Annotated in this window: 14 protein-coding genes and 1 pseudogene; 9 read left to right on the forward strand and 6 right to left on the reverse strand. The window is 71.5% G+C overall.

Annotated features, from left to right (window positions below; translation table 11 throughout):
* Nucleotides 1-2: 2 nt before the first annotated feature.
* Nucleotides 3-1,016, forward strand: a complete 1,014-nt coding sequence (locus OG332_RS15865) for a Gfo/Idh/MocA family protein (RefSeq protein WP_327414096.1) — start codon at nt 3-5, stop codon at nt 1,014-1,016.
* Nucleotides 1,017-1,247: 231 nt separating this feature from the next.
* Nucleotides 1,248-1,448: a helix-turn-helix transcriptional regulator gene (locus OG332_RS15870; RefSeq protein WP_327414097.1), complete on the forward strand. Its 201-nt coding sequence runs from the start codon at nt 1,248-1,250 to the stop codon at nt 1,446-1,448.
* Between the two features lie 223 nt (nt 1,449-1,671).
* Here the strand turns inward: OG332_RS15870 and OG332_RS15875 are convergent, their stop codons facing one another.
* Together OG332_RS15875 and OG332_RS15880 are read right to left on the reverse strand one after the other, a co-directional pair.
* Nucleotides 1,672-2,835, reverse strand: a complete 1,164-nt coding sequence (locus tag OG332_RS15875; protein ID WP_327419062.1) for an IS701 family transposase — start codon at nt 2,833-2,835, stop codon at nt 1,672-1,674.
* An 81-nt stretch (nt 2,836-2,916) separates the two neighbouring features.
* Nucleotides 2,917-5,172, reverse strand: coding sequence for an MMPL family transporter (locus tag OG332_RS15880; RefSeq protein WP_327414098.1), 2,256 nt, complete (start codon nt 5,170-5,172; stop codon nt 2,917-2,919).
* Nucleotides 5,173-5,302: 130 nt separating this feature from the next.
* Between OG332_RS15880 and OG332_RS15885 the strand changes: the two genes are divergently transcribed.
* From OG332_RS15885 to OG332_RS15895, 3 genes are all read left to right on the forward strand, one after another.
* Nucleotides 5,303-5,962 (forward strand): TetR/AcrR family transcriptional regulator, encoded by a 660-nt coding sequence (locus OG332_RS15885; protein WP_327414099.1) that lies wholly within the window; start codon nt 5,303-5,305, stop codon nt 5,960-5,962.
* Nucleotides 5,963-6,223: 261 nt separating this feature from the next.
* On the forward strand, nt 6,224-6,457 hold the full coding sequence (locus OG332_RS15890) for a heavy-metal-associated domain-containing protein (RefSeq protein ID WP_327414100.1): 234 nt from the start codon (nt 6,224-6,226) through the stop codon (nt 6,455-6,457).
* Between the two features lie 129 nt (nt 6,458-6,586).
* Entirely contained in the window at nt 6,587-8,881 is a 2,295-nt protein-coding gene (locus OG332_RS15895; protein WP_327414101.1) for a heavy metal translocating P-type ATPase, read from the forward strand.
* Between the two features lie 423 nt (nt 8,882-9,304).
* On the opposite strand, the gene OG332_RS15900 is transcribed toward OG332_RS15895, so the two are convergent.
* Together OG332_RS15900 and recD2 are read right to left on the reverse strand one after the other, a co-directional pair.
* A complete protein-coding gene (locus tag OG332_RS15900) occupies nt 9,305-10,594 on the reverse strand; it encodes a citrate synthase (RefSeq protein ID WP_327414102.1) in 1,290 nt (429 codons plus the stop codon).
* 182 nt (nt 10,595-10,776) lie between these two features.
* Nucleotides 10,777-13,023 carry an SF1B family DNA helicase RecD2 gene (recD2, locus tag OG332_RS15905; RefSeq protein ID WP_327414103.1) on the reverse strand — a complete coding sequence of 749 codons (2,247 nt, stop codon included), beginning with the start codon at nt 13,021-13,023 and terminating at the stop codon, nt 10,777-10,779.
* 265 nt (nt 13,024-13,288) lie between these two features.
* On the opposite strand from recD2, the gene OG332_RS15910 reads away from it, so the two are divergent.
* Both OG332_RS15910 and OG332_RS15915 read left to right on the forward strand, forming a co-directional pair.
* Entirely contained in the window at nt 13,289-13,825 is a 537-nt protein-coding gene (locus OG332_RS15910) for a DUF937 domain-containing protein (protein WP_327414104.1), read from the forward strand.
* Between the two features lie 42 nt (nt 13,826-13,867).
* A pseudogene (locus tag OG332_RS15915) lies at nt 13,868-14,380 on the forward strand (GNAT family N-acetyltransferase); the annotation flags it as partial.
* On the opposite strand, the gene OG332_RS15920 reads toward OG332_RS15915, so the two are convergent.
* Nucleotides 14,286-15,266, reverse strand: coding sequence for an EamA family transporter (locus tag OG332_RS15920; RefSeq protein WP_327414105.1), 981 nt, complete (start codon nt 15,264-15,266; stop codon nt 14,286-14,288). The pseudogene OG332_RS15915 and the gene OG332_RS15920 sit on opposite strands and share 95 nt — an antisense overlap.
* Before the next feature lie 82 nt (nt 15,267-15,348).
* On the opposite strand from OG332_RS15920, the gene OG332_RS15925 reads away from it, so the two are divergent.
* Together OG332_RS15925 and OG332_RS15930 are read left to right on the forward strand one after the other, a co-directional pair.
* Nucleotides 15,349-16,245, forward strand: a complete 897-nt coding sequence (locus OG332_RS15925; RefSeq protein ID WP_327414106.1) for a LysR family transcriptional regulator — start codon at nt 15,349-15,351, stop codon at nt 16,243-16,245.
* A gap of 278 nt (nt 16,246-16,523) precedes the next feature.
* Nucleotides 16,524-18,332 carry a glycoside hydrolase family 3 N-terminal domain-containing protein gene (locus OG332_RS15930; protein WP_442816156.1) on the forward strand — a complete coding sequence of 603 codons (1,809 nt, stop codon included), beginning with the start codon at nt 16,524-16,526 and terminating at the stop codon, nt 18,330-18,332.
* A gap of 53 nt (nt 18,333-18,385) precedes the next feature.
* On the opposite strand, the gene OG332_RS15935 is transcribed toward OG332_RS15930, so the two are convergent.
* Entirely contained in the window at nt 18,386-19,819 is a 1,434-nt protein-coding gene (locus OG332_RS15935) for an aminopeptidase (protein ID WP_327414107.1), read from the reverse strand.
* Between the last annotated feature and the right edge of the window lie 28 nt (nt 19,820-19,847).

Genomic DNA, 19,847 nt, shown 5'->3' on the forward strand with positions numbered 1-19,847 from the left:
ACATGACCAGCACGCTCGGTATCGCCGTCATCGGCACCGGGAAGATGGGCGCCGACCACGTGCGCCGGATCGGGCGGACCGTGGGCGGGGCCCGGGTGGTGGCCGTGGCCGACCCGGACGGGGACCGGGTCAAGGAGGTCGCGGGCGCCCTGGACGGCGCGAGTGCGCACACCGATCCGGCGGCCGCGATAGCCGCACCGGGGGTGGAGGCCGTACTGATCGCCTCCCCGGGGCCGGCCCATGAGGAAGCGATCCTGCACGCCCTGGAACGGGAGCTGCCGGTGCTCTGCGAGAAGCCGCTGACCCCGGACCCGGCAGGGGCGTTGCGCGTCATGGAAGCCGAACTGCGGCTGGGCCGGCGCCTGGTCCAGGTGGGCTTCATGCGGCGGTTCGACGCGGAGTACGAGCGGCTGAAGGACCTGTTGGACGCGGGCGGGATCGGACGCCCCCTCTTCCTGCACTGCCGGCACCGCAACGCCTCCTCGCCGTCCTTCTTCACCAGCGACATGCTGATCAGCGATTCGGTGGTGCACGAGGTGGACGCGGCGCGCTGGCTGCTGGGGCAGGAGATCACCGCCGTGACCGTGCTCTCCCCCCGGCCCACGGCGGCCGCCCCCGAGGGGCTGCAGGATCCCCGGCTGGTGCTGCTGGAGACCTCCGGCGGAGCCGTCGTCGACGTGGAGATCTTCGTCAACTGCGGCTTCGGCTACCAGGTGCAGTGCGAGGCGGTCGGCGAGGCGGGCAGCGCCCGGATCGGCGACGGCCACGCGATGGTGGTCCAGTCGGCGGGCCGGTGGGGCGGCGAGATCGTCCAGGACTTCACGGTGCGCTTCGCCGACGCCTACGACCGGCAGCTGCGGCGCTGGGTGGCCGCGGCCGCGCGCGGCCGGGTGGCGGGTCCGGACGCGTGGGACGGCTATGCGGCGGCCGCCGTCTCGGAGGCGGGCCTCGCGGCCGCGCGCAGCGGCGTACGCACCCTCGTGGAGCTGGCGGAGCGACCGGCCCTGTACCGCTGATCCCTCCCTGCCCCGCAACCGACCCCTGTGCCGCATCTGTCACAGGGGTCCCCCTTGTGTCACGCATATCCGCACTACGCGGGTTTTCCGTCACAGGCGTTCGACAGCCCCTCCCCTGTCGTCACTCCGCGTCGTTCCCCGGGCACAACCGAGTGATCGTCAGCGTCCATGCGCCGGCTCCCCCGACGGCCTCCCGGCCGACCCTGCCGCGTGGACCAGGAGGTGTCCCGCATGAGCGACCGACAGCTGTGGTCGTACAAGGAAATCGCTGCCCACATCCGGGTCCAGCCGGACACCGTGCGCTCCTACCGCAAGCACGGCCTGCTCCCCCCGCCCGACCACGTGGAGGGGGCCAAGCCGTACTGGTACGCCGAGACCGTCCGGGCCTGGGTGGCCCGCCGGCCCGGCAACCGGGGGCGCCGCGAGGACTGACACGCCCCCGGTGCGGGCGGGGCCACCCCGGCCCCGCCCGCACCCCGGCCCTCCCGACCGGCTCCGGCGGCTCCCGGCTAGTACTGCAACCGCATGTGTGGGTCGTGGCCTCGGCGTTGGTAATGGCAGCGGCGGGCTCGGGCCTGGCTGCGGCGCCGGAAGCGTGACCAGTGCAGACGGTGCTCGTTGCTGTGGCAGCGGGGCGTGACGACGACGTGCCCGATCATCCGGCGGATCTCCGGGACGCTGAGGGGTATGAGGTCTTGCTCGTCATCTCCGCTGCCCCTTTTGCGGCTTCTGCGGCACGGATGGCCGTGAGGTAGGCCAGGACGGCCATGGCCAGGGTGATGTGCCGGTACCAGGCCCGGTAGAGCCGCACCTGGTAGTGATCGAGCCCGCATTCACCCTTCGCGGTCTGGAAGCATTCCTCCACCGCCCACCTGGCTCCGGCGGTCCTGACCAGGTCTTTCAGCCGGGAAGTGACGGGGCCATAGCAGACGTAGTAGGCGATGTCGGTGGGGTCGGACAGGTTGCGGCGGGCGAGCACCCAGTGCCCGAATCCGCCCTCCCAGGCGGGCCGGATCGCGACGCGGGCCCAGTGGTAGATCCGCTGGCCGTGGGCGCCTGCTCCGGCGGAGATCCGCTTCCATGCCTGCTTCGGCAGGGCCGCGATCAGCTCGTCGACGCGGGCGTCCCGGCCGTCGGCGGTGATCACGGTGTCGTTGACCTTGGTGGCCAGCACATACGCGGCCTGGCGTTCTTCCAGCCAGGCGCGGAAGTGCTTGACCTGCCCGTATGCCTCGTCCGCGGTCACCCAGGCGAAGGGAACAGCCGCGTCGATGGCGCGTTGCAGCATCCACTTGAGGTGCTCGATCTTCGTGGCGAACGGCACGGTGTCGTCGATCCCGGCTGCCCGGCAGCGGTCGCGGTCGTCCGTCCAGGACTTCGGGACGTAGAGTTCCCGGTCGATCAGCGCCCGCCCTTTGGCGGATGCGTAGGCGAGGAAGGTGCCGATCTGGCAGTTCTCGGTGCGGCCAGCGGTGCCGGAATACTGCCGCTGGACCCCTGCTGACCTGGTGCCCTTCTTCAGGAACCCGGTGTCGTCCCCGATGAGCACGCCATCCTTGGCGCCGATGGTCTCCACGACGAAGTCCCGGACATCGTCGCGGACCGCGTTCTCGTCCCATTCGGAGTGGTTGAGCAGGCGTTGCACACCGTCCGGGCGGAGCTGGCCGACCTGCTCGGCCAGCGTCCACCCGTTCTTCTTCTCTAGCGGCGCAAGCAGGCCCGTCATGTAGTCCAGAGCCCGATCACGTGGCTCCGACCTGCCAAAACGATGCCCGAACCGGGCATGCAACCCCGCTACACCCTCGGACCACGACTCGATCTGCTCAACCGTCAGCGATTCATCACACAGTCACAACAACGAGCAACCTCACCGACCGTCACGCCACATGCGGTTGCAGTACTAGGCCGTCCCGGCGGCCACCTTCTCCGGCTCCGGCTCCGGCCTCGGCTCCGGCTTCCGCTCCGCCACCGGCGCCACGGACTCCCCCTCGCTCAGCCCGAACCTCTCGTGCAGCCTGCGCAGCGGGCCCGGTGCCCACCAGGTGGCCTTCCCGGTCAGCTTCATGACCGCCGGGACGAGGAGGCTGCGCACGACCATGGCGTCCATCAGCACCGCCAGCGCGATCCCGAGCCCCAGCATCTTGGTGTTGGTCACCCGCGAGGTGCCGATCGCCACCATCACCACGGCCAGGATCACGGCCGCCGCGGTGATCAGCCCGCCGGTACGGGCCAGTCCGGTGCGCACGGCCCCCTCGTGGTCCCCGGTCCGGTCGTACTCCTCCTTGATCCGGGATATGAGGAACACCCCGTAGTCCATGGAGAGTCCGAAGGCTATGCAGAACATCAGGACCGGCAGAGTGGTCTCGATGTCGCCGGTGGAGGTGAAGGAGAGCAGTCCGGAGAGGTTGCCCTCCTGGAAGACCCACACCACCGCTCCGAACATCGCCGTCAGGCTCAGGGCGTTGAGCAGGACCGCCTGGAGCGGTATGAGCAGGCTCCCGGTGAGCAGGAACACCAGCAGCAGCGTGGCGAGCACCACCACGGCCAGCGACACGGGCAGCTTCTCGCCGATCGCCTTCTGCGCGTCGACGAGCACCGCCGCCTCTCCGGTCACGGAGGTCCGGAAGTCCGCCTCCACCGTGCGCACCTCGCCGACCAGGTCCTGGGCCTGCTGCCCCACCGCCTCGCCCTCGGTGCTGAGCGAGAAGTAGGCGTACCGCGACGGGTCCGCGGAGCTCACCGGCCCGTCGACCCGGACCACCCCGGGCAGAAGGGCCAGGCGTTCCCGGTAGGCGGCGAGCTCGGCGGGCCCGGCCGCGTCCTCGGCGAGGACGGTGAGCGTTCCGCCGGGGCTGCCCGGGAAGGCGTCCCGTATCTGCTGCTGGACCACATGCGACTCCGCGGTCTTCGGCAGCTGCCGGTCGTCCACCGTGCCGAACTTCACGCCGAGGAAGGGCAGTCCGAGGAACAGCAGTCCCGCCGTGGTGGCCACCGCGAAGACGGGAGCCCGGCGCATCACCAGAAGAGCCACTCGTGCCCAGCCCCGCCCCGGTTCGGCCGTGGCCTCGGCCGGCCGCGCGCGCCGCCACAGCCGCCGCAGGTCAAGGGAGTTGACCCGCTCGCCGAGCAGCACCAGGGCCGCCGGAAGCAGGATCAGCGCGGCCCCCGCGGCGAGCAGGACCACCGCCACCCCGGCGTAGGCGAAGGAACGCAGGAAGTACATCGGGAAGAACAGCATCGCCGAGAGCGAGACGGCGACGGTGAGCGCCGAGAACAGCACCGTGCGCCCGGCGGTGCGCAGGGTGGCCCCGACGGCGGCCACCGGGTCCCGTCCGGCGGCGAGTTCCTCGCGGAACCGGCGGACGATGAACAGGGCGTAGTCGATGGCGAGCCCGAGTCCGAGCGCGGTGGTCAGGTTCTGGGCGAAGACGGAGACGTCGGTGAACTCGGTGAGGCCGCGCAGCACCGCGTTGGTGCCGAGGATGGCCACGATGCCGACGCCGAGGGGCAGCAGTGCGGCGACGGCGCTGCCGAAGACGAGGATGAGCAGGACGAGGGTGACCGGCAGGGCGATCATCTCGGCGCGCAGCAGGTCTTCCTGGATGGTGGCGGTCACCTCGCGCTGGACCGCGGCCGGCCCGCCGAAGGAGACCCGCACCGGGCCGTGATCACCCCGGTAGTGCGGGACGATCCGGTCCAGCACCGCGGTGGCGGTCTTCTCGTCGCCCAGGATCCGGGCGGCTATGAGGGCCTGCCGGCCGTCCTCGGAGCGCAGGGCGGGCAGCTGCGTGCGCCAGTACGAGCCGACGCCGACGACTCCCTTCTCGGCGGCGAGCTGCGCGGTCAGCCGCTCCGCCTCGGCCGCGACGGCGGGATCGTCCACGCCGGCGGTTCCCGGGCGGGCATCGACGAGCAGCAGCAGATTGGGCTGGGAGGCCGGGAACTCGCGCTCCAGGGCCTTGGCGGCGTACGTGGACTGGGCGCCCGGGTCCTCCCAGCCGCCGCTGCCCATCCGTTCGGCGGCGCCGCCGCCCGCGAACACGGCCAGGGCCGTGACCACCAGGGCGAGCAGCAGCGAGAGCCGCGGCCGGGCCGTGACGAACCGGGTCCACCTGCCGCTCTCCCCGGACGACGGCGGATTCTTGACTTCGGACATGGCTCGGTGTCCCCTTCACCGTGATTGCCAGGCCAAATAGACTGGCAAATACGAGCAGTCGCTCGCGTTTCTCCAGAATGCGAGTGACCACTCGCGTTTGTCAATCGCCCACGGGAAGCAAGGGATTGGAATGCCGGGGACACCGAAGGGCAAAACAACTGAAAACGGTGAAACCGCTGCACCGCGCCGCCGCCAGGCACGGGGCGAGCGCAGGGTCTCCCAGCTCCTGGCCGCCGCCGCCGGGGTGTTCTGCCGTACCGGCTACGCCGCGGCCAGCACCAACGCCATCGCCCGCGAGGCCGGCGTGTCGCCGGGCACGCTCTACCAGTTCTTCCCGAACAAGGAGGCCATCGCGGTCGAGCTCGGCGGACAGCTGCTCCAGCAGGCCCACGAGATGCACGGGCAGGCCTTCCTGCCCGAGAACCTCCAGCGGCCCCTACCCGAGCTGCTGGACGCCGTCCTGGACCCGGTCATCGCCTTCAACTGCGAGAACCCGGCCTTCTGGGCCCTCATGCACGGCTCCGGCATCCCGGGCGCCATCGACCAGGAACACTGGAAGCTGCACACCGGCCTGCTCGCCCGGATCGAGGGCGTGCTGCACACCTTCTGCCCGGAGTCCGGGCCCGCCGAGCTCACCCACACCTCGAACATGATCCTGGGCATCTTCAAGTCCTCGCTGGACCTGATCCTGGCCCACGAGGGCGCCGAGCGGGAGGCGTACATCGCGGAGCTGAAGACCGTCCTGCTCCGCTACCTGGAGCCGATGATCACCACGCCCCACTCCGGCTGACCGCCCCCAAGGCGACCGCCGTCCCGCAGCACGGGCGGCTCGCGCCCGTACGGGCCGACCGCGAGGCTTCCGGGTGATCCACATCCGCCACTTGCGCGAGTTTCAGCCAGGATGGCCAGTTTTGTGCGCGCGAGCGAAAGACTGGACTCCGACACTCGCTTTTATACCCCCCAGGGGTATAGTCTCGAAGAGTCGGGAGGACGGTGGAGTCGTCGGCCACCCCTCCCGGTGACCGGACACGCCCCTGAAGAGGAGAACGACATGACCGCCGAGACGGACACCCAGACCACCACCGTCTACCGGGTGACCGGCATGACCTGCGGCCACTGCGAGGGCGCGGTGACCAACGAGATCTCCGCCCTGGCGGGCGTCAGCACGGTCAAGGCCGTCGCCGCGACCGGCGAGGTCACCGTGGTCTCCACCGCCCCGCTCGCGGACGAGGACGTCCGCGCCGCCGTGGACGAGGCGGGCTACGAGTTCGCCGGCCGGGTCTGAGCGCCACCCGCTCCCTCGGCAGCACCCGCGGCGGCCCGCACCACCCCCGCACCCGCGGTACCCCGCCGGGCCGTGCCGGCCAGCTCATACTGGACCCGTACGGCCCGGCCCTCCCCCTGGAGCCGGAACATGAGCAGCACAGTGCACGACGGACCGATAACGGCGGTCGAACTCTCGATCGGCGGGATGACCTGCGCCTCCTGCGCGGCCCGCATCGAGAAGAAGCTCAACCGGATGGACGGCGTCGAGGCCACGGTGAACTACGCCACCGAGAAGGCCCACGTCTCCTACACCGGTGACGTGCAGGTCTCGGACCTGATCGCGACCGTGGTCAAGACCGGCTACACCGCCGAGGAGCCCCCGCCGCCCGCCCCGGCCCCCGCGGAGGACGCGGCCCGGGCGCCGGCCCCGGCCGAGGCTCGGGCCGAGGCTCCCGACGCGGCGCTGGCCGCGCTGCGCCAGCGGCTGCTGGTCTCCGCCGCGCTCGCCCTGCCCGTCGTACTGCTCGCGATGGTTCCCGCCCTCCAGTTCGACAACTGGCAGTGGCTCTCCCTGACCCTCGCGGCCCCCGTCGTCGTCTGGGGCGGCCTCCCCTTCCACAAGGCCGCCTGGACCAACGCCCGGCACGGCGCCGCCACGATGGACACCCTGGTCTCCGTCGGCACGCTGGCCGCCTTCACCTGGTCGCTGTGGGCCCTGTTCTTCGGCCACGCGGGCATGCCCGGCATGCGGCACGGCTTCGCCCTCTTCACAGTCCAGGGGGGCGGCATCGCCCGGGCGGACGGGTCCTCCGCCATCTACCTGGAAGTCGCGGCGGGCGTCGTCGCCTTCATCCTGCTCGGCCGCTACCTGGAGGCCCGCTCCAAGCGGAAGGCGGGCGCGGCCCTCAAGGCCCTGCTGGAGCTCGGCGCCAAGGACGTCACCGTCCTGCGCGCGGGCCGGGAGGTTCGTGTCCCGGTGGACTCGCTCGCGGTCGGCGACCGGTTCGTCGTCCGCCCCGGCGAGACGATCGCCACCGACGGCACGGTCGTCGAGGGCAGTTCCGCCGTGGACGCCTCCATGCTGACCGGCGAGTCCGTCCCGGTGGAGGTGTCCGTCGGCGACTCCGTCACCGGAGCCACCGTCAACGCCTCCGGGCGGCTGGTCGTCGAGGCCACCCGGGTCGGCGCCGACACCCAGCTGGCCCGGGTGGCCCGACTGGTGGAGGAGGCCCAGACCGGCAAGGCCGAGGTGCAGCGCCTCGCCGACCGGATCTCCGGGGTCTTCGTGCCCGTCGTACTGCTGCTCGCGATCGGCACCTGGGTCGGCTGGCTGCTGATCACCGACGACCCCACCGCCGCCTTCACCGCCGCCGTGGCCGTCCTGATCATCGCCTGCCCGTGCGCCCTGGGCCTGGCCACCCCGACCGCGCTGATGGTCGGCACCGGGCGGGGCGCGCAGCTCGGCATCCTGATCAAGGGACCCGAGGTGCTGGAGTCCACCCGCCGCGTGGACACCGTGGTCCTGGACAAGACCGGCACCGTCACCACCGGCCGGATGACCCTCACCGGCGTCCACCCCGCCGAGGGCGTCGACGAGCACGAACTCCTGCGGCTGGCGGGGTCCCTGGAGCACGCCTCGGAGCACCCGATCGCCCGGGCCGTCGCCACCGCCGCGGCCGAGAGGGCCGGCGCCCTGCCGGTCCCTGACGGCTTCGAGAACCTCGCCGGCCTCGGCGTCCAGGGCGTCGTAGACGGACACGCCGTGCTGGTGGGCCGCGCACAGCTGCTCGCCGACCGTTCGATCACCCTGCCGGCCGGGCTCGCCGCGGCCAGGGCGGCCGCCGAGGCCGAGGGCAGCACCGCCGTGCTGGTGGCCTGGGACGGGGCGGCGCGCGGGGTGCTGACCGTGGCCGACGCGGTCAAGGAGACCAGCGCCGAGGCGGTCGCCCGGCTGCGGGCGCTGGGCCTCACCCCGGTGCTGCTGACCGGCGACAACAAGGCCGTCGCCGAGACGGTGGCCCGTGAGGTGGGCATCGACGAGGTGATCGCCGAGGTGCTCCCGCAGGACAAGGTGGACGTCGTACGCCGCCTGCAGGCGCAGGGGCGTACGGTCGCCATGGTCGGCGACGGGGTCAACGACGCGGCCGCGCTGGCCCAGGCGGACCTGGGGCTGGCCATGGGCACCGGCACCGACGCGGCCATCGAGGCCGGGGACCTGACCCTCGTACGGGGCGACCTGCGGGTGGCGGCGGACGCGATCCGGCTCTCGCGCCGGACCCTGGCCACCATCAAGGGCAACCTGTTCTGGGCCTTCGGCTACAACGTGGCGGCCCTTCCGCTGGCTGCCGCCGGGCTGCTCAACCCGATGATCGCGGGGGCCGCGATGGCCTTCTCCTCGGTCTTCGTGGTGACCAACAGCCTCCGGTTGCGTTCCTTCCGCTAATGGGTCTCCCTCCCCACCACGCACACAGTTCCTTCACGGGAGACGCAGATCACAGTGACCACAACGTAACCATCCGGGGTCGTCACGGGTCTAATGGGGCGGTGCCAAGAACGTCTTGGGGGACGTTCGACGGAAGCCCTGGGGGACTTCTGTGGCATCAGCCGGCCGGGACGCGTGCCCGCGGGAGGCTTTGAGCGGCCCTCCCGAACCGAACGGGTCCCGGCACACTGACGCCCCGACTCGGGTCCCGTGGGGGGAATCCGTTTCGGGGAAAAGGAAAGCGCCCCGACCGCCGACCCGTGGGGGGATCGACGGCGGGGCGCTTTTCTTATGCCTGGGGGTTGCCTGCGGTGCTGTCCGCGCAGCCGCACGCCGCGCGGTGGAGAGCCTCGGGTCAGCGGGCCTCGGTCAGCGAGCCTCGGTTCAGCGGGACTCGACGGGCACGAAGTCGCGCAGGACCTCGCCCGTGTAGATCTGGCGCGGGCGGCCGATGCGGGAACCCGGCTCCTTGATCATCTCGTGCCACTGGGCGATCCAGCCGGGAAGGCGGCCGAGCGCGAAGAGCACGGTGAACATCTCGGTCGGGAAGCCCATGGCCCGGTAGATCAGACCGGTGTAGAAGTCCACGTTCGGGTAGAGGTTGCGCGAGACGAAGTACTCGTCCGCCAGCGCGTGCTCTTCCAGCTTGAGCGCGATGTCGAGCAGCTCGTCGCTCTTGCCGAGCGAGGAGAGGACGTCGTGCGCCGCCGCCTTGATGATCTTCGCCCGAGGGTCGAAGCTCTTGTAGACGCGGTGCCCGAAGCCCATGAGGCGGACGCCGTCTTCCTTGTTCTTCACCTTGCGGATGAAGGCGTCGACGTCGCCGCCGTCGTTCTTGATGCCTTCCAGCATCTCCAGCACCGACTGGTTGGCGCCGCCGTGCAGCGGGCCCCACAGCGCGGAGATGCCGGCCGAGATCGAGGCGAACATGTTCGCCTGCGAGGACCCGACCAGGCGCACGGTGGAGGTCGAGCAGTTCTGCTCGTGGTCCGCGTGCAGGATCAGCAGCTTGTCGAGCGCCGCGACCACGACCGGGTCCAGGTCGTACTCCTGGGCCGGCACGGAGAAGGTCATGCGCAGGAAGTTCTCGACGTAGCCGAGGTCGTTGCGCGGGTAGACCACCGGGTGGCCGACCGACTTCTTGTACGCGTACGCGGCGATCGTCGGGAGCTTGGCCAGCAGCCGGATCGTCGAGAGGTTGCGCTGCGTCTCGTCGAACGGGTTGTGGCTGTCCTGGTAGAACGTCGACAGCGCGCTGACCACGGAGGACAGCATCGCCATCGGGTGCGCGTCACGCGGGAAGCCGTCGTAGAAGCGCTTCACGTCCTCGTGCAGCAGCGTGTGCTGGGTGATCTCGTTGCGGAACGACGCGAGCTGGTCGACGGTCGGCAGCTCACCGTTGATCAGCAGGTACGCGACCTCGATGAAGGTCGAACGCTCGGCCAGCTGCTCGATCGGGTAACCGCGGTAGCGCAGGATGCCCTGCTCACCGTCGAGGTAGGTGATCGCGGACTTGTAGGCCGCGGTGTTGCCGTAGCCACTGTCCAAGGTGACGAGCCCGGTCTGGGCCCGCAGCTTCGAGATGTCGAAGCCCTGGTCACCGACGGTGCTCTCGACCACCGGGTAGGTGTATTCACCGTCCGCGTACCGGAGTACTACAGAGTTGTCGCTCACGTCATCCCTCACCGACGTAGTGCCTCTTCTTCGAGGTGCCCTGACTGCCTCTACCTTCCCCCATTTGGCGCAGGAGAGTGCACTCGGGGTCGGCCTTTGGTGCTTTCGACGGCACTGAGTGCCGCCAAGCTGCTCATCCTGCCCCCTCCACACCGGTGGTGGAACCCCAAATGATCGATCATCTAGGTGATGTTTCCCACCGGTATCCGGCCGGACAGCCTGGGTGCGACCGCCGTGTACCTCCTGCCTGCGGAAACGGTACGCACCGCCTGACCGAGGGCCTTGCGGGACCCGACGAGGACGACCAGTTTCTTCGCCCGGGTCACCGCCGTGTAGAGCAAGTTGCGCTGGAGCATCATCCAAGCTCCGGTGGTGACCGGGATCACCACCGCGGGATATTCACTCCCTTGGGAGCGGTGGATGGTGACGGCGTACGCGTGGGCCAGCTCGTCGAGCTCCGCGAACTCGTACCCGATCTCCTCGTCCTCCTCCGTACGCACCGTCAGGCGCTGTTCGTCCAGGTCGAGCCCGGTGACCACGCCGACGGTGCCGTTGAAGACGCCGTTCGCCCCCTTCTCGTAGTTGTTCCGGACCTGGGTCACCTTGTCGCCCACCCGGAAGACCCGGCCGCCGAACCGCTTCTCCGGAAGGTCGGGCCGGGCCGGTGTCATCGCCTGCTGCAGCAGCCCGTTGAGGTTTCCGGCGCCGGCCGGGCCCCGGTGCATGGGCGCGAGCACCTGGACGTCCCGCCGCGGGTCGAGCCCGAATCTGGCCGGGATCCTGCGCGCCGCCACGTCCACGGCGAGCACCCCGGCCGCCTCGGTGTCCTCCTCCGGGAAGAGGAAGAAGTCCGGCAGCCCGTCCGTGATCGGCGGTACCCCGGTGTTGATCCGGTGGGCGTTGGTGACCACGCCGGACTGCTGGGCCTGCCGGAAGATCCGGGTGAGCCGGACCGCGGGCACCGGACCGCCCTCGGCCAGCAGGTCCCGCAGCACCTCCCCGGCCCCGACCGAGGGCAACTGATCCACATCGCCGACCAGCAGCAGGTGAGCCCCCGGTGCCACGGCCTTGACCAGCTTGTTGGCCAGCAGCAGGTCCAGCATCGAGGCCTCGTCCACCACGACCAGGTCCGCGTCCAGCGGCCGGTCCCGGTCGTACGCCGCGTCCCCGCCCGGCTTGAGCTCCAGCAGCCGGTGCACCGTGGAGGCCTCGGCCCCGGTCAGCTCGGACAGCCGCTTCGCCGCCCGGCCGGTGGGCGCGGCCAGCACCACCTTGGCCTTCTTGGCCCGGGCCAGCTCGACGATCGAGCGCACGGTGAAGGACTTTCCGCAGCCCGGCCCGCCCGTGAGGACGGCGACCCGGCGGGTCAGCGCCAGCTTGACCGCGTCCCGCTGCTCGGGGGCGAGCGTGGCCCCCGTACGCCCGGCGAGCCAGCCCAGGGCCTTCTCCCAGTCCACGTCCCGGAACGCCGGCATCCGGTCGTCCTCGGCGTTCAGGAGCCGGCGCACCTGCCCCACCAGCGACAGCTCGGCGCGGTGGAAGGGCACCAGGTACACGGCGGTCAGCGGGTCCGGCCCGCCCTGCGGATCGGGTACGGGCTCCCGTACGACGCCCTCCGGATCGGCGGCGAGCTCGGCCAGGCAGTCGATCACCAGCCCGGTGTCCACCTGGAGCAGCTTGACCCCGTCGGCGATGAGCCGCTCCTCGGGCAGGAAGCAGTGCCCCTGGTCGGTGGACTGGGACAGGGCGTACTGGAGGCCGGCCTTCACCCGCTCGGGGCTGTCGTGCGGGATGCCGACGGCCTGGGCGATCCGGTCGGCGGTGAGGAAGCCGATGCCCCAGACGTCGGCGGCGAGCCGGTAGGGCTGGTTCTTCACCACCGAGATGGAGGCATCGCCGTACTTCTTGTAGATGCGGACGGCGATGGAGGTGGAGACGCCGACGCCCTGGAGGAAGACCATGACCTCCTTGATGGCCTTCTGCTCCTCCCAGGCGGCGCCGATCAGCTTCGTCCGCTTGGGGCCGAGCCCGGGCACCTCGATCAGCCGCTTCGGTTCGGCTTCGATGACGTCGAGGGTGTCGGTGCCGAAGTGCTCCACGATCCGGTCGGCGATCTTCGGGCCGATGCCCTTGATCAGGCCGGAGCCGAGGTAGCGGCGGATGCCCTGGATGGTCGCCGGTAGAACGGTCTTGTAGTTCTCCACGGCGAACTGCTTGCCGTACTGCGGGTGGGAGCCCCAGCGGCCCTCCATGCGCAGCGATTCGCCGGGCTGCGCGCCCAGCAGCGAGCCGACCACGGTGAGCAGGTCACCGCTGCCCCGGCCGGTGTCGACGCGGGCGACCGTGTACCCGCTCTCCTCATTGGCATAGGTGATGCGCTCGAGCACCCCCTCGACCACCGCCAGTTGCACCGCACCGTTCGTCGCCATGACCCGAAGCTACCGGGTGGCGCCGACAGCGCGTCAGGCTTGTGGACAGCGCGAAGGGGGTCCCGCCTCGCGGCCGGACCCCCTCACGGTTACCCCTCCCGTGTCGGACTTCCCGATCCCCCCAAATCCCTCCCCGGAAGTGCCGACGCAACATACGACCCGCGATACCCCCGCAGGGTTGCATCCGGAACCATAGCTTTACGTTTCCGTTACCCGACGCCTACTCAAGGTGTCGCTGAATCACCACAGAAGTAGCGTTTCCGGCATGAGCGAATCCTCACTCCAGGAAGACGTGTTGACCGAGCTCGGCGACGACAAGCTGACCGAGATCGCCTCACTCCTCGGTACCGACACCGACGGCGCCCGGGACACCGTCGCGCAGACGGTCGGCGCGATGACCGGCGACCTCCGGCAGAAGGCCGGCGCCGATGACGACGACGGCGTGGAGGTGCGCCAGGCCTTCGAGGAGGTGGCCGAGCCGCCGCTACAGGGCGTGGCCACCCTCGGAGGCGGCCTCGGAGGCATGCTCGGCGGCGGGATGATGGCCGGGGTGCTGGCCAAGGTGAGCAAGCCCGTGGCCAACGCCGTCTCGAAGAAGACCGGCATCCCCGCCCCCACCATCGCCAGGGTCATCGAGCTGCTGATCCCGGTCCTGCTGGCCGTCTTCGCCAAGCGCGCGGCCGCCGGCAAGGCCGCGGGCGCCCCGACCGCGGGCGCGGCCCCCGGCGCCGCCCCGGCCGCGGCCGACAGCGGCGGCCTGGGCGACCTCCTGGGCCAGGTCCTCGGCGGCGGCAAGAAGTAACCCGTCCGGGGGCCCGAAGCCATCCGGGCCGCCTAGAGTTGGCCCATGGCTGAGAGTGTGCGGCTGCGGGACCCGGAACCGGGTGACCTCGGGTGGATCGTGCAGCGCCACGGCGCGCTGTACGCCGCCGAGTACGGCTGGAACTGCGACTTCGAGGGCCTGGTCGCCCGGATCGTCGCGGACTTCGCCCAGGACCACGATCCCTACCTGGAACGGGTGTGGATCGCGGAGCTGGACGGCCGCCCGGTCGGCTCGGTGATGTGCGTACGCGAGGACGGCGCACCCGGCACCGCCCGGCTCCGCCTCCTCCTGGTCGACCAGGAGGGGCGCGGCCGCGGCATCGGCACCCTGCTGGTGGACACCGTCGTCGCCTTCGCCCGTTCGGTCGGCTACCGCGAGCTGGTGCTGTGGACCAACGACGTGCTCACCGACGCCCGCGAGCTCTACCTGAAGGCCGGGTTCACCCTGATCGCGGAGCGGCCGCACCGCTCGTACGGAGTGAGCCTGACGGGGCAGGACTGGCGACTGCCGCTGCAGGAGGACTCCCCGCACTGACGCCCGAACCGACCCCCGTACGGTTCGAGGCGCGCGCGGGGGCCAGCGAGGTGAGCGCGACCCCGCCGACCAGGAGCACGGCCGCCAGCCAGCGCAGTCCCGAGACGGACTCCCCCAGCACCAGGGCCGCCGAGGACATCCCGAACACCGGCACCAGCAGCGAGAACGGCGCCACCGACGAGGCCGGGTAGCGGCCCAGCAGATGGCTCCAGACTCCGAACCCGAAGACGGTGGAGACCCACGCCACGTACGCGATGACGCCCACCCCGGACCAGTCCAGGGCCCGCAGCGCGGCCAGGTCCCGCTCGGGCCCCTCGAACACCAGTGACAAGGCGAACAGCGGCAGCACCGGCACCGTGCACACCCACACCATGAAGTTCAGGGCGTCGGGCGGGGAGGCCTTGCGGGTCAGCACGTTGGACACTCCCCAGCCGGCAGCGGCCGCGACGACCAGGGTGAAGCCGAGCACCGGCCCGCCCGTGCCCCCGTCCGCGGCGGCCACCGCGATCCCGGCGAGCGCGATACCCATCCCGAACATCCGTACCCGGCCGGGCCGTTCGCGCAGCACCACCGCCGCCAGCACGGCGGTGAAAACGGCCTGGACCTGCAGCACCAGCGAGGACAGCCCGGCGGGCATCCCGGCCGCCATGCCGGTGAAGAGCAGCCCGAACTTCGCGATGCCGAGGGCCAGCCCGACCCCGAGGATCCACTTCCAGGCCACCTTGGGACGCCCGACGAAGAACACGGCGGGCAGAGCGGCGACCAAGAACCGCAAGGCGGACAACAACAACGGCGGAAAATGCCCGAGACCGATCTCGATGACGACGAAATTGAACCCCCAAACAGCAGCGACGAGCACGGCAAGAGCGGTGTGTACGGGACGCATGACCCCACCATCGACGCCCCAACCGTGTAGCACCAGCGCGAATCCCTTCCGCACTCGATGAAGCATTGCTTACGATAGGGACATGCTCGATCTCGCCCGGCTGCGCGCCCTGCACGCCGTCTCCGTCCACGGCTCGGTCGCGGGCGCGGCGGCCGCCCTCGGCTACACCCCCTCCGCGGTCTCGCAGCAGATCTCCAAGCTGGAGCGGGAGACCCGCACCACCCTGCTGGAGCGGCGCGGGCGCGGGGTCGCGCTCACCGAGGAGGCCCGCCATCTGGCCGACACCGCCCAGCAGTTGCTGGCGATCGTGGAACGCGCCGAGACCACCCTGGAGGAGCGGCGCGGGCAGCCGAGCGGGCTGCTCACGGTGGCCGCGTTCGCCTCGGCGGCGCGCGGGCTGATGCCGGGCGTACTGGCCGATCTGGCCCGCCGCCACCCCGCCCTCGAGGTGCGCCTGACGGAGGTGGACCCGCACCTGTCCGTCGACCTGGTGGCACGAGGGGTCACCGATCTGGCAGTGGCCCACGACTGGGACATCGCCCCGCTGCCCGCTCCCGAGGGGATCGAGCAGGCGGTGATCGGCGACGACCTCTGCGACCTGGTCGTCCCGGCCGGCCACCCGTTCACCACGCGCCGGACCATTCAGCGCAGCGACCTCGGCGGCGAGCGCTGGGTCTGCCAGCCGCCCGGCCGCGTCTGCCACGACTGGCTGGTACGGACCCTGCGCACGGCCGGCTACGAGCCCGACATCGCGCACGTGGCCGAGGAGAACCACACCATCGTCGCCCTGGTCGCGGCCGGCCTCGGGGTCGCCGTCGTACCCCGCCTCGGCACCGGACAGCTGCCGCCGGGCGCGGTCGCCGTCCCCCTGGAACCGGGTCCCGTACGCCGCCTGTACGCCCTGTGGCGCACCGGCGCCGCCCGCCGCCCCGCCATCACCGAGGCCGTGAAGACCCTCCAGTCCCACTGGCCGACGTAACCGCGCAGCAGCCACGGAGCCCGCCACACCCGACCCCACCCCGCCGACCGCCCCGGCACCACGGGCAGCGACACCGGCGACAGCGCACCGGCAGCGGCAACGGCAGCGGCAGCGGCAGCGGCAGCGGCAGCGGCAGCGGCAGCGGCAGCGGCAGCGGCAGCGGCAGCGGCAGCGGCAGCGGCAGCGGCAGCGGCAGCGGCAGCGGCAACCGGTGGTACTTGGCCAACACGCCCCCACACGGCCGACCCGCCCGGAGGGCAACCGGTAGGGTCCGCCCCGTGCCGCCCCACGCCTCCCGCCGGACCCTGCTCACCGCAGCCGCCATGGTCGCCGTCACCGCCGCGGGGGCCGCCTCCGCCGCGCTCGGCACGCACAGCACCCCCGACGACCCTCGGTCCCCCGAGGGCCCGCCGGGCCGCCGGCCCGACCGGGCCCGCCTGGCCCGCTTCGTGGACCGGATGAGCCTCGACGAGAAGGTCGGGCAGCTCTTCGTCTCGCGGGCGTACGGCCACTCGGCGACCGCCCCCGACCCGGCCGACGCCGAGCAGAACCAGACGCTGTTCGGGGTACGCACCGCAGCCGAGCTGGTCTCCCGCTACCACCTCGGCGGGATCGTCTACTTCTCCTGGGCCCACAACACCCGCACCCCGCACCAGATCGCCGCGCTCTCGGTCGGCCTCCAGCAGGCCGCGCTCACCTCCGGCGCCCGGATCCCGCTGCTGCTCTCCACCGACCAGGAGCACGGCGCGGTCGCCCGGATCGGCGCCCCCGCGACGCTGCTCCCGGGGGCGATGGCGCTGGGCGCGGGCGGCTCCACCGCCGACGCCCTGCGGGCCGCGCGCATCGCGGGCGCCGAGCTGGCCGCCCTGGGCATCCGGCAGGACTACGCGCCGGTGGCCGACGTCAACGTCAACCCGGCCAATCCGGTGATCGGCGTCCGGTCCTTCGGCTCCGACCCGCAGGCCGTGGCCGCCCTGGTGGCCGCCCAGGTGCGCGGTTACCAGGGCGCCGGAGTGGCCGCCACCGCGAAGCACTTTCCGGGCCACGGGGACACCGAGACCGACAGCCACGTCGGCCTGCCGGTGATGCGGCACACGCGCGCCGTCTGGGAGGAGCTGGACGAGCCGCCGTTCCGGGCCGCGGTGAAGGCGGGCGTGGACGCGGTCATGACGGCGCACATCGTCTTCCCCGCGCTCGATCCCTCGGGGGACCCGGCGACCCTCTCCCGGCCGATCGTCACGGGCATCCTGCGCGAACGCCTGGGCTTCCAGGGGGTGGTGGTCACCGACGCCCTCGACATGGCCGGGGTCCGCCAGAAGTACGGGGACGACCGCGTGCCCGTACTGGCCCTGCTGGCGGGCTGCGACCAGTTGCTGAACCCGCCGGACCTGGGGCTCGCGTACCGCAGTGTGCTGGCGGCCGTCGAGGCGGGCGAGCTGACGGAGGCCCGGATCGACGAGTCGGTGCTGCGGATCCTGGAACTGAAGTCCCGCCGGGGGCTGTTCGACGAGGCCTACACCACGGCCGAGGCGGTGGACGCCACCGTCGGCATCCGCAGGCACCGGGACGCCGCCGACGAGATCGCGGCGGTCACGACGACCCTGCTGGCCAATCCCCGCGGGCTGGTGCCGATCGATGCGACGTCCGGGCCCCGGCTGCTGGTCACGGGGACGGACCCGGCCTCCCCCACGGGAACCACGGGGCCCCCCACGGCCGTACTGGCGCGGGAGCTGACCGCCCTGGGCTGCCGGGCCACGGCGGTGCCTCCCGCCCGTGCGGTGGCCGCTGCGGCCGGCCACGCGGCGGTGCTGGTGTGCACGTACAACGTCCCGGAAGAGGACAACCCACAACGTCGGCTGGTGACGGACCTGATCGCGTCCGGCGTCCCGGTGATCCTGCTGGCGGTCCGCAATCCGTACGACCCGGCCCGGCTGCCGGCCTGCGCGGCGGAGCTGGCGACGTACTCCTGGACGGACGTGGAGATGCGGGCGGCGGCCCGGGTGCTCACCGGGGCGGTCCGGCCCGCCGGCCGCCTCCCGGTCCCGGTGCCGGGCCGCTACCCGCTGGGCCACGGCCTGACGCTCTAGTTCCCGGCGTCAGCCCGCGGCCCGTGGCCCGGGACCCCGTGGTCCCGGCCCGGTCACGGCCGCAGCTGCGGCTCGCGCTCCAGGCCCTGCTGGTCGAGCTGCGCGTCGGCGGCCGCCAGCGGCGCCGCCTTCGACTCGTCGGCGATCGTGGCGGCCGGAGCCACCCCGGCCCACTGCAGGATCTTCGCGGTGGCGAGGGTCTTCTCGCCGTCCTGGAGCTTCGCGACGTTGGCCCCGTGGTTGGCGCCCGGCGCGATCATGACGTGGCTGTCGCGCACCCCGTACCCGAGGTGGAACGGCTCGGCGCCCCACGGGTCGTTCTGTCCGTACACGAAGAGCATCTGGTCGGCGTTGTTGCGCACCCACTTGTCCACGTCCGCCATGGCCCCCTGCTGGAAGGTCATGGGGATGTCCCGGGGCACGAAGTTGCGCGGCGGCTGGTAGCCGTAGCGGCTGAGGTTGCCCAGGTGCGGCTGCTTGATGTCCGGGGAGCCGAGCTGCGTACCCGCCTGGTAGTAGTACGGCGTGTACGTCTCCAGGCCCTGGTCGGCGTAGGCCGAGAAGCCGGAGATCGCGTCGATCGTGTCCCAGATCTCCTGGTCGCCGGCGGTGGCGGCCGTCGGGATGGAGGCGCAGTCGGCGAGCAGGCTGTACTGCCAGAAGGCCCACACGTAGTCGAGCACGACGGCCTCGTAGGCCTTGTCGAGGTTGCCGACGGTGGTGAAGGTCCAGCCGTTCTCGGCCGCGGCCACGGCGTACTTGGCCTCCAGCGGCTCGCGGCGCACGAGCGCCTCGCGCTGGACCGCGTTCAGCTTGTCGCGGCACTCCTTGGTGCCGACCTTGGCGAAGAACCGGTCGTAGGCCGAGTCCTCCTTGTTGACGACGTCGTTCGGCGCGACGTACGCGACGACGCCGTCCATGTCGCGGGGGTAGAAGCGCTCGTAGTAGGTCGCCGTCATACCGCCCTTGCTGCCGCCCGTGGCCAGCCAGTTCTTCTTGTAGATCTTCTTCAGGGCGACGAAGACCCGGTGCTGGTCGCTGGCGGCCTGCCAGATGTCCAGGTTCGCCCAGTTGGCCGGGTCGGGCCGGGAGGGCGTGAAGAATCGATACTCCAGGGACACCTGGTTGCCGTCGACGATGGTCGTCGGCTCACTGCGGCGCGGGCTGGTGCTGACGTTGTAGCCGGAGGTGAAGAACACCGACGGCCGCGAGACGTCCTTGTGCAGAAGGGTCAGGCGCTGCTTGAAGGTGCCCTTCCACGGCTGCCGGTGGTCCACCGGCTGCTCGTAGTTCAGTACGAAGAAGCGGTAGCCGGGGTACGGCTTCTCCTCGATCAGGCTCATCCCGGGAATGCCGAGGATCTGGTCCTTGATGTCCGTGGCGGCCGACGGCTGCGCGGCTGTGGCCGCTTGCGCCGTGGAGCCGGCCGCGCCCATGGTGCCGATGAGCACCACGAGCGACAGCAGCCATCCGAGCGTCTTGCGCATTCACCCTCCCCTTGAGTTCACTTCGGTC

Origin of the sequence: Streptomyces sp. NBC_01233 (assembly GCF_035989305.1) — a bacterium.
Lineage (GTDB): Bacteria > Actinomycetota > Actinomycetes > Streptomycetales > Streptomycetaceae > Streptomyces.

Bases quoted from the DNA above. Each gene is read 5' to 3' on its own strand.
- OG332_RS15920 (WP_327414105.1), bottom strand. From the start codon at position 15,266: ATGCGTCCCGTACACACCGCTCTTGCCGTGCTCGTCGCTGCTGTTTGG.
- OG332_RS15880 (WP_327414098.1), bottom strand. From the start codon at position 5,172: ATGTCCGAAGTCAAGAATCCGCCGTCGTCCGGGGAGAGCGGCAGGTGG.
- OG332_RS15890 (WP_327414100.1), top strand. From the start codon at position 6,224: ATGACCGCCGAGACGGACACCCAGACCACCACCGTCTACCGGGTGACC.
- OG332_RS15885 (WP_327414099.1), top strand. From the start codon at position 5,303: ATGCCGGGGACACCGAAGGGCAAAACAACTGAAAACGGTGAAACCGCT.
- OG332_RS15865 (WP_327414096.1), top strand. From the start codon at position 3: ATGACCAGCACGCTCGGTATCGCCGTCATCGGCACCGGGAAGATGGGC.
- OG332_RS15870 (WP_327414097.1), top strand. From the start codon at position 1,248: ATGAGCGACCGACAGCTGTGGTCGTACAAGGAAATCGCTGCCCACATC.
- OG332_RS15895 (WP_327414101.1), top strand. From the start codon at position 6,587: ATGAGCAGCACAGTGCACGACGGACCGATAACGGCGGTCGAACTCTCG.
- OG332_RS15935 (WP_327414107.1), bottom strand. From the start codon at position 19,819: ATGCGCAAGACGCTCGGATGGCTGCTGTCGCTCGTGGTGCTCATCGGC.
- OG332_RS15925 (WP_327414106.1), top strand. From the start codon at position 15,349: ATGCTCGATCTCGCCCGGCTGCGCGCCCTGCACGCCGTCTCCGTCCAC.
- recD2 (WP_327414103.1), bottom strand. From the start codon at position 13,023: ATGGCGACGAACGGTGCGGTGCAACTGGCGGTGGTCGAGGGGGTGCTC.
- OG332_RS15910 (WP_327414104.1), top strand. From the start codon at position 13,289: ATGAGCGAATCCTCACTCCAGGAAGACGTGTTGACCGAGCTCGGCGAC.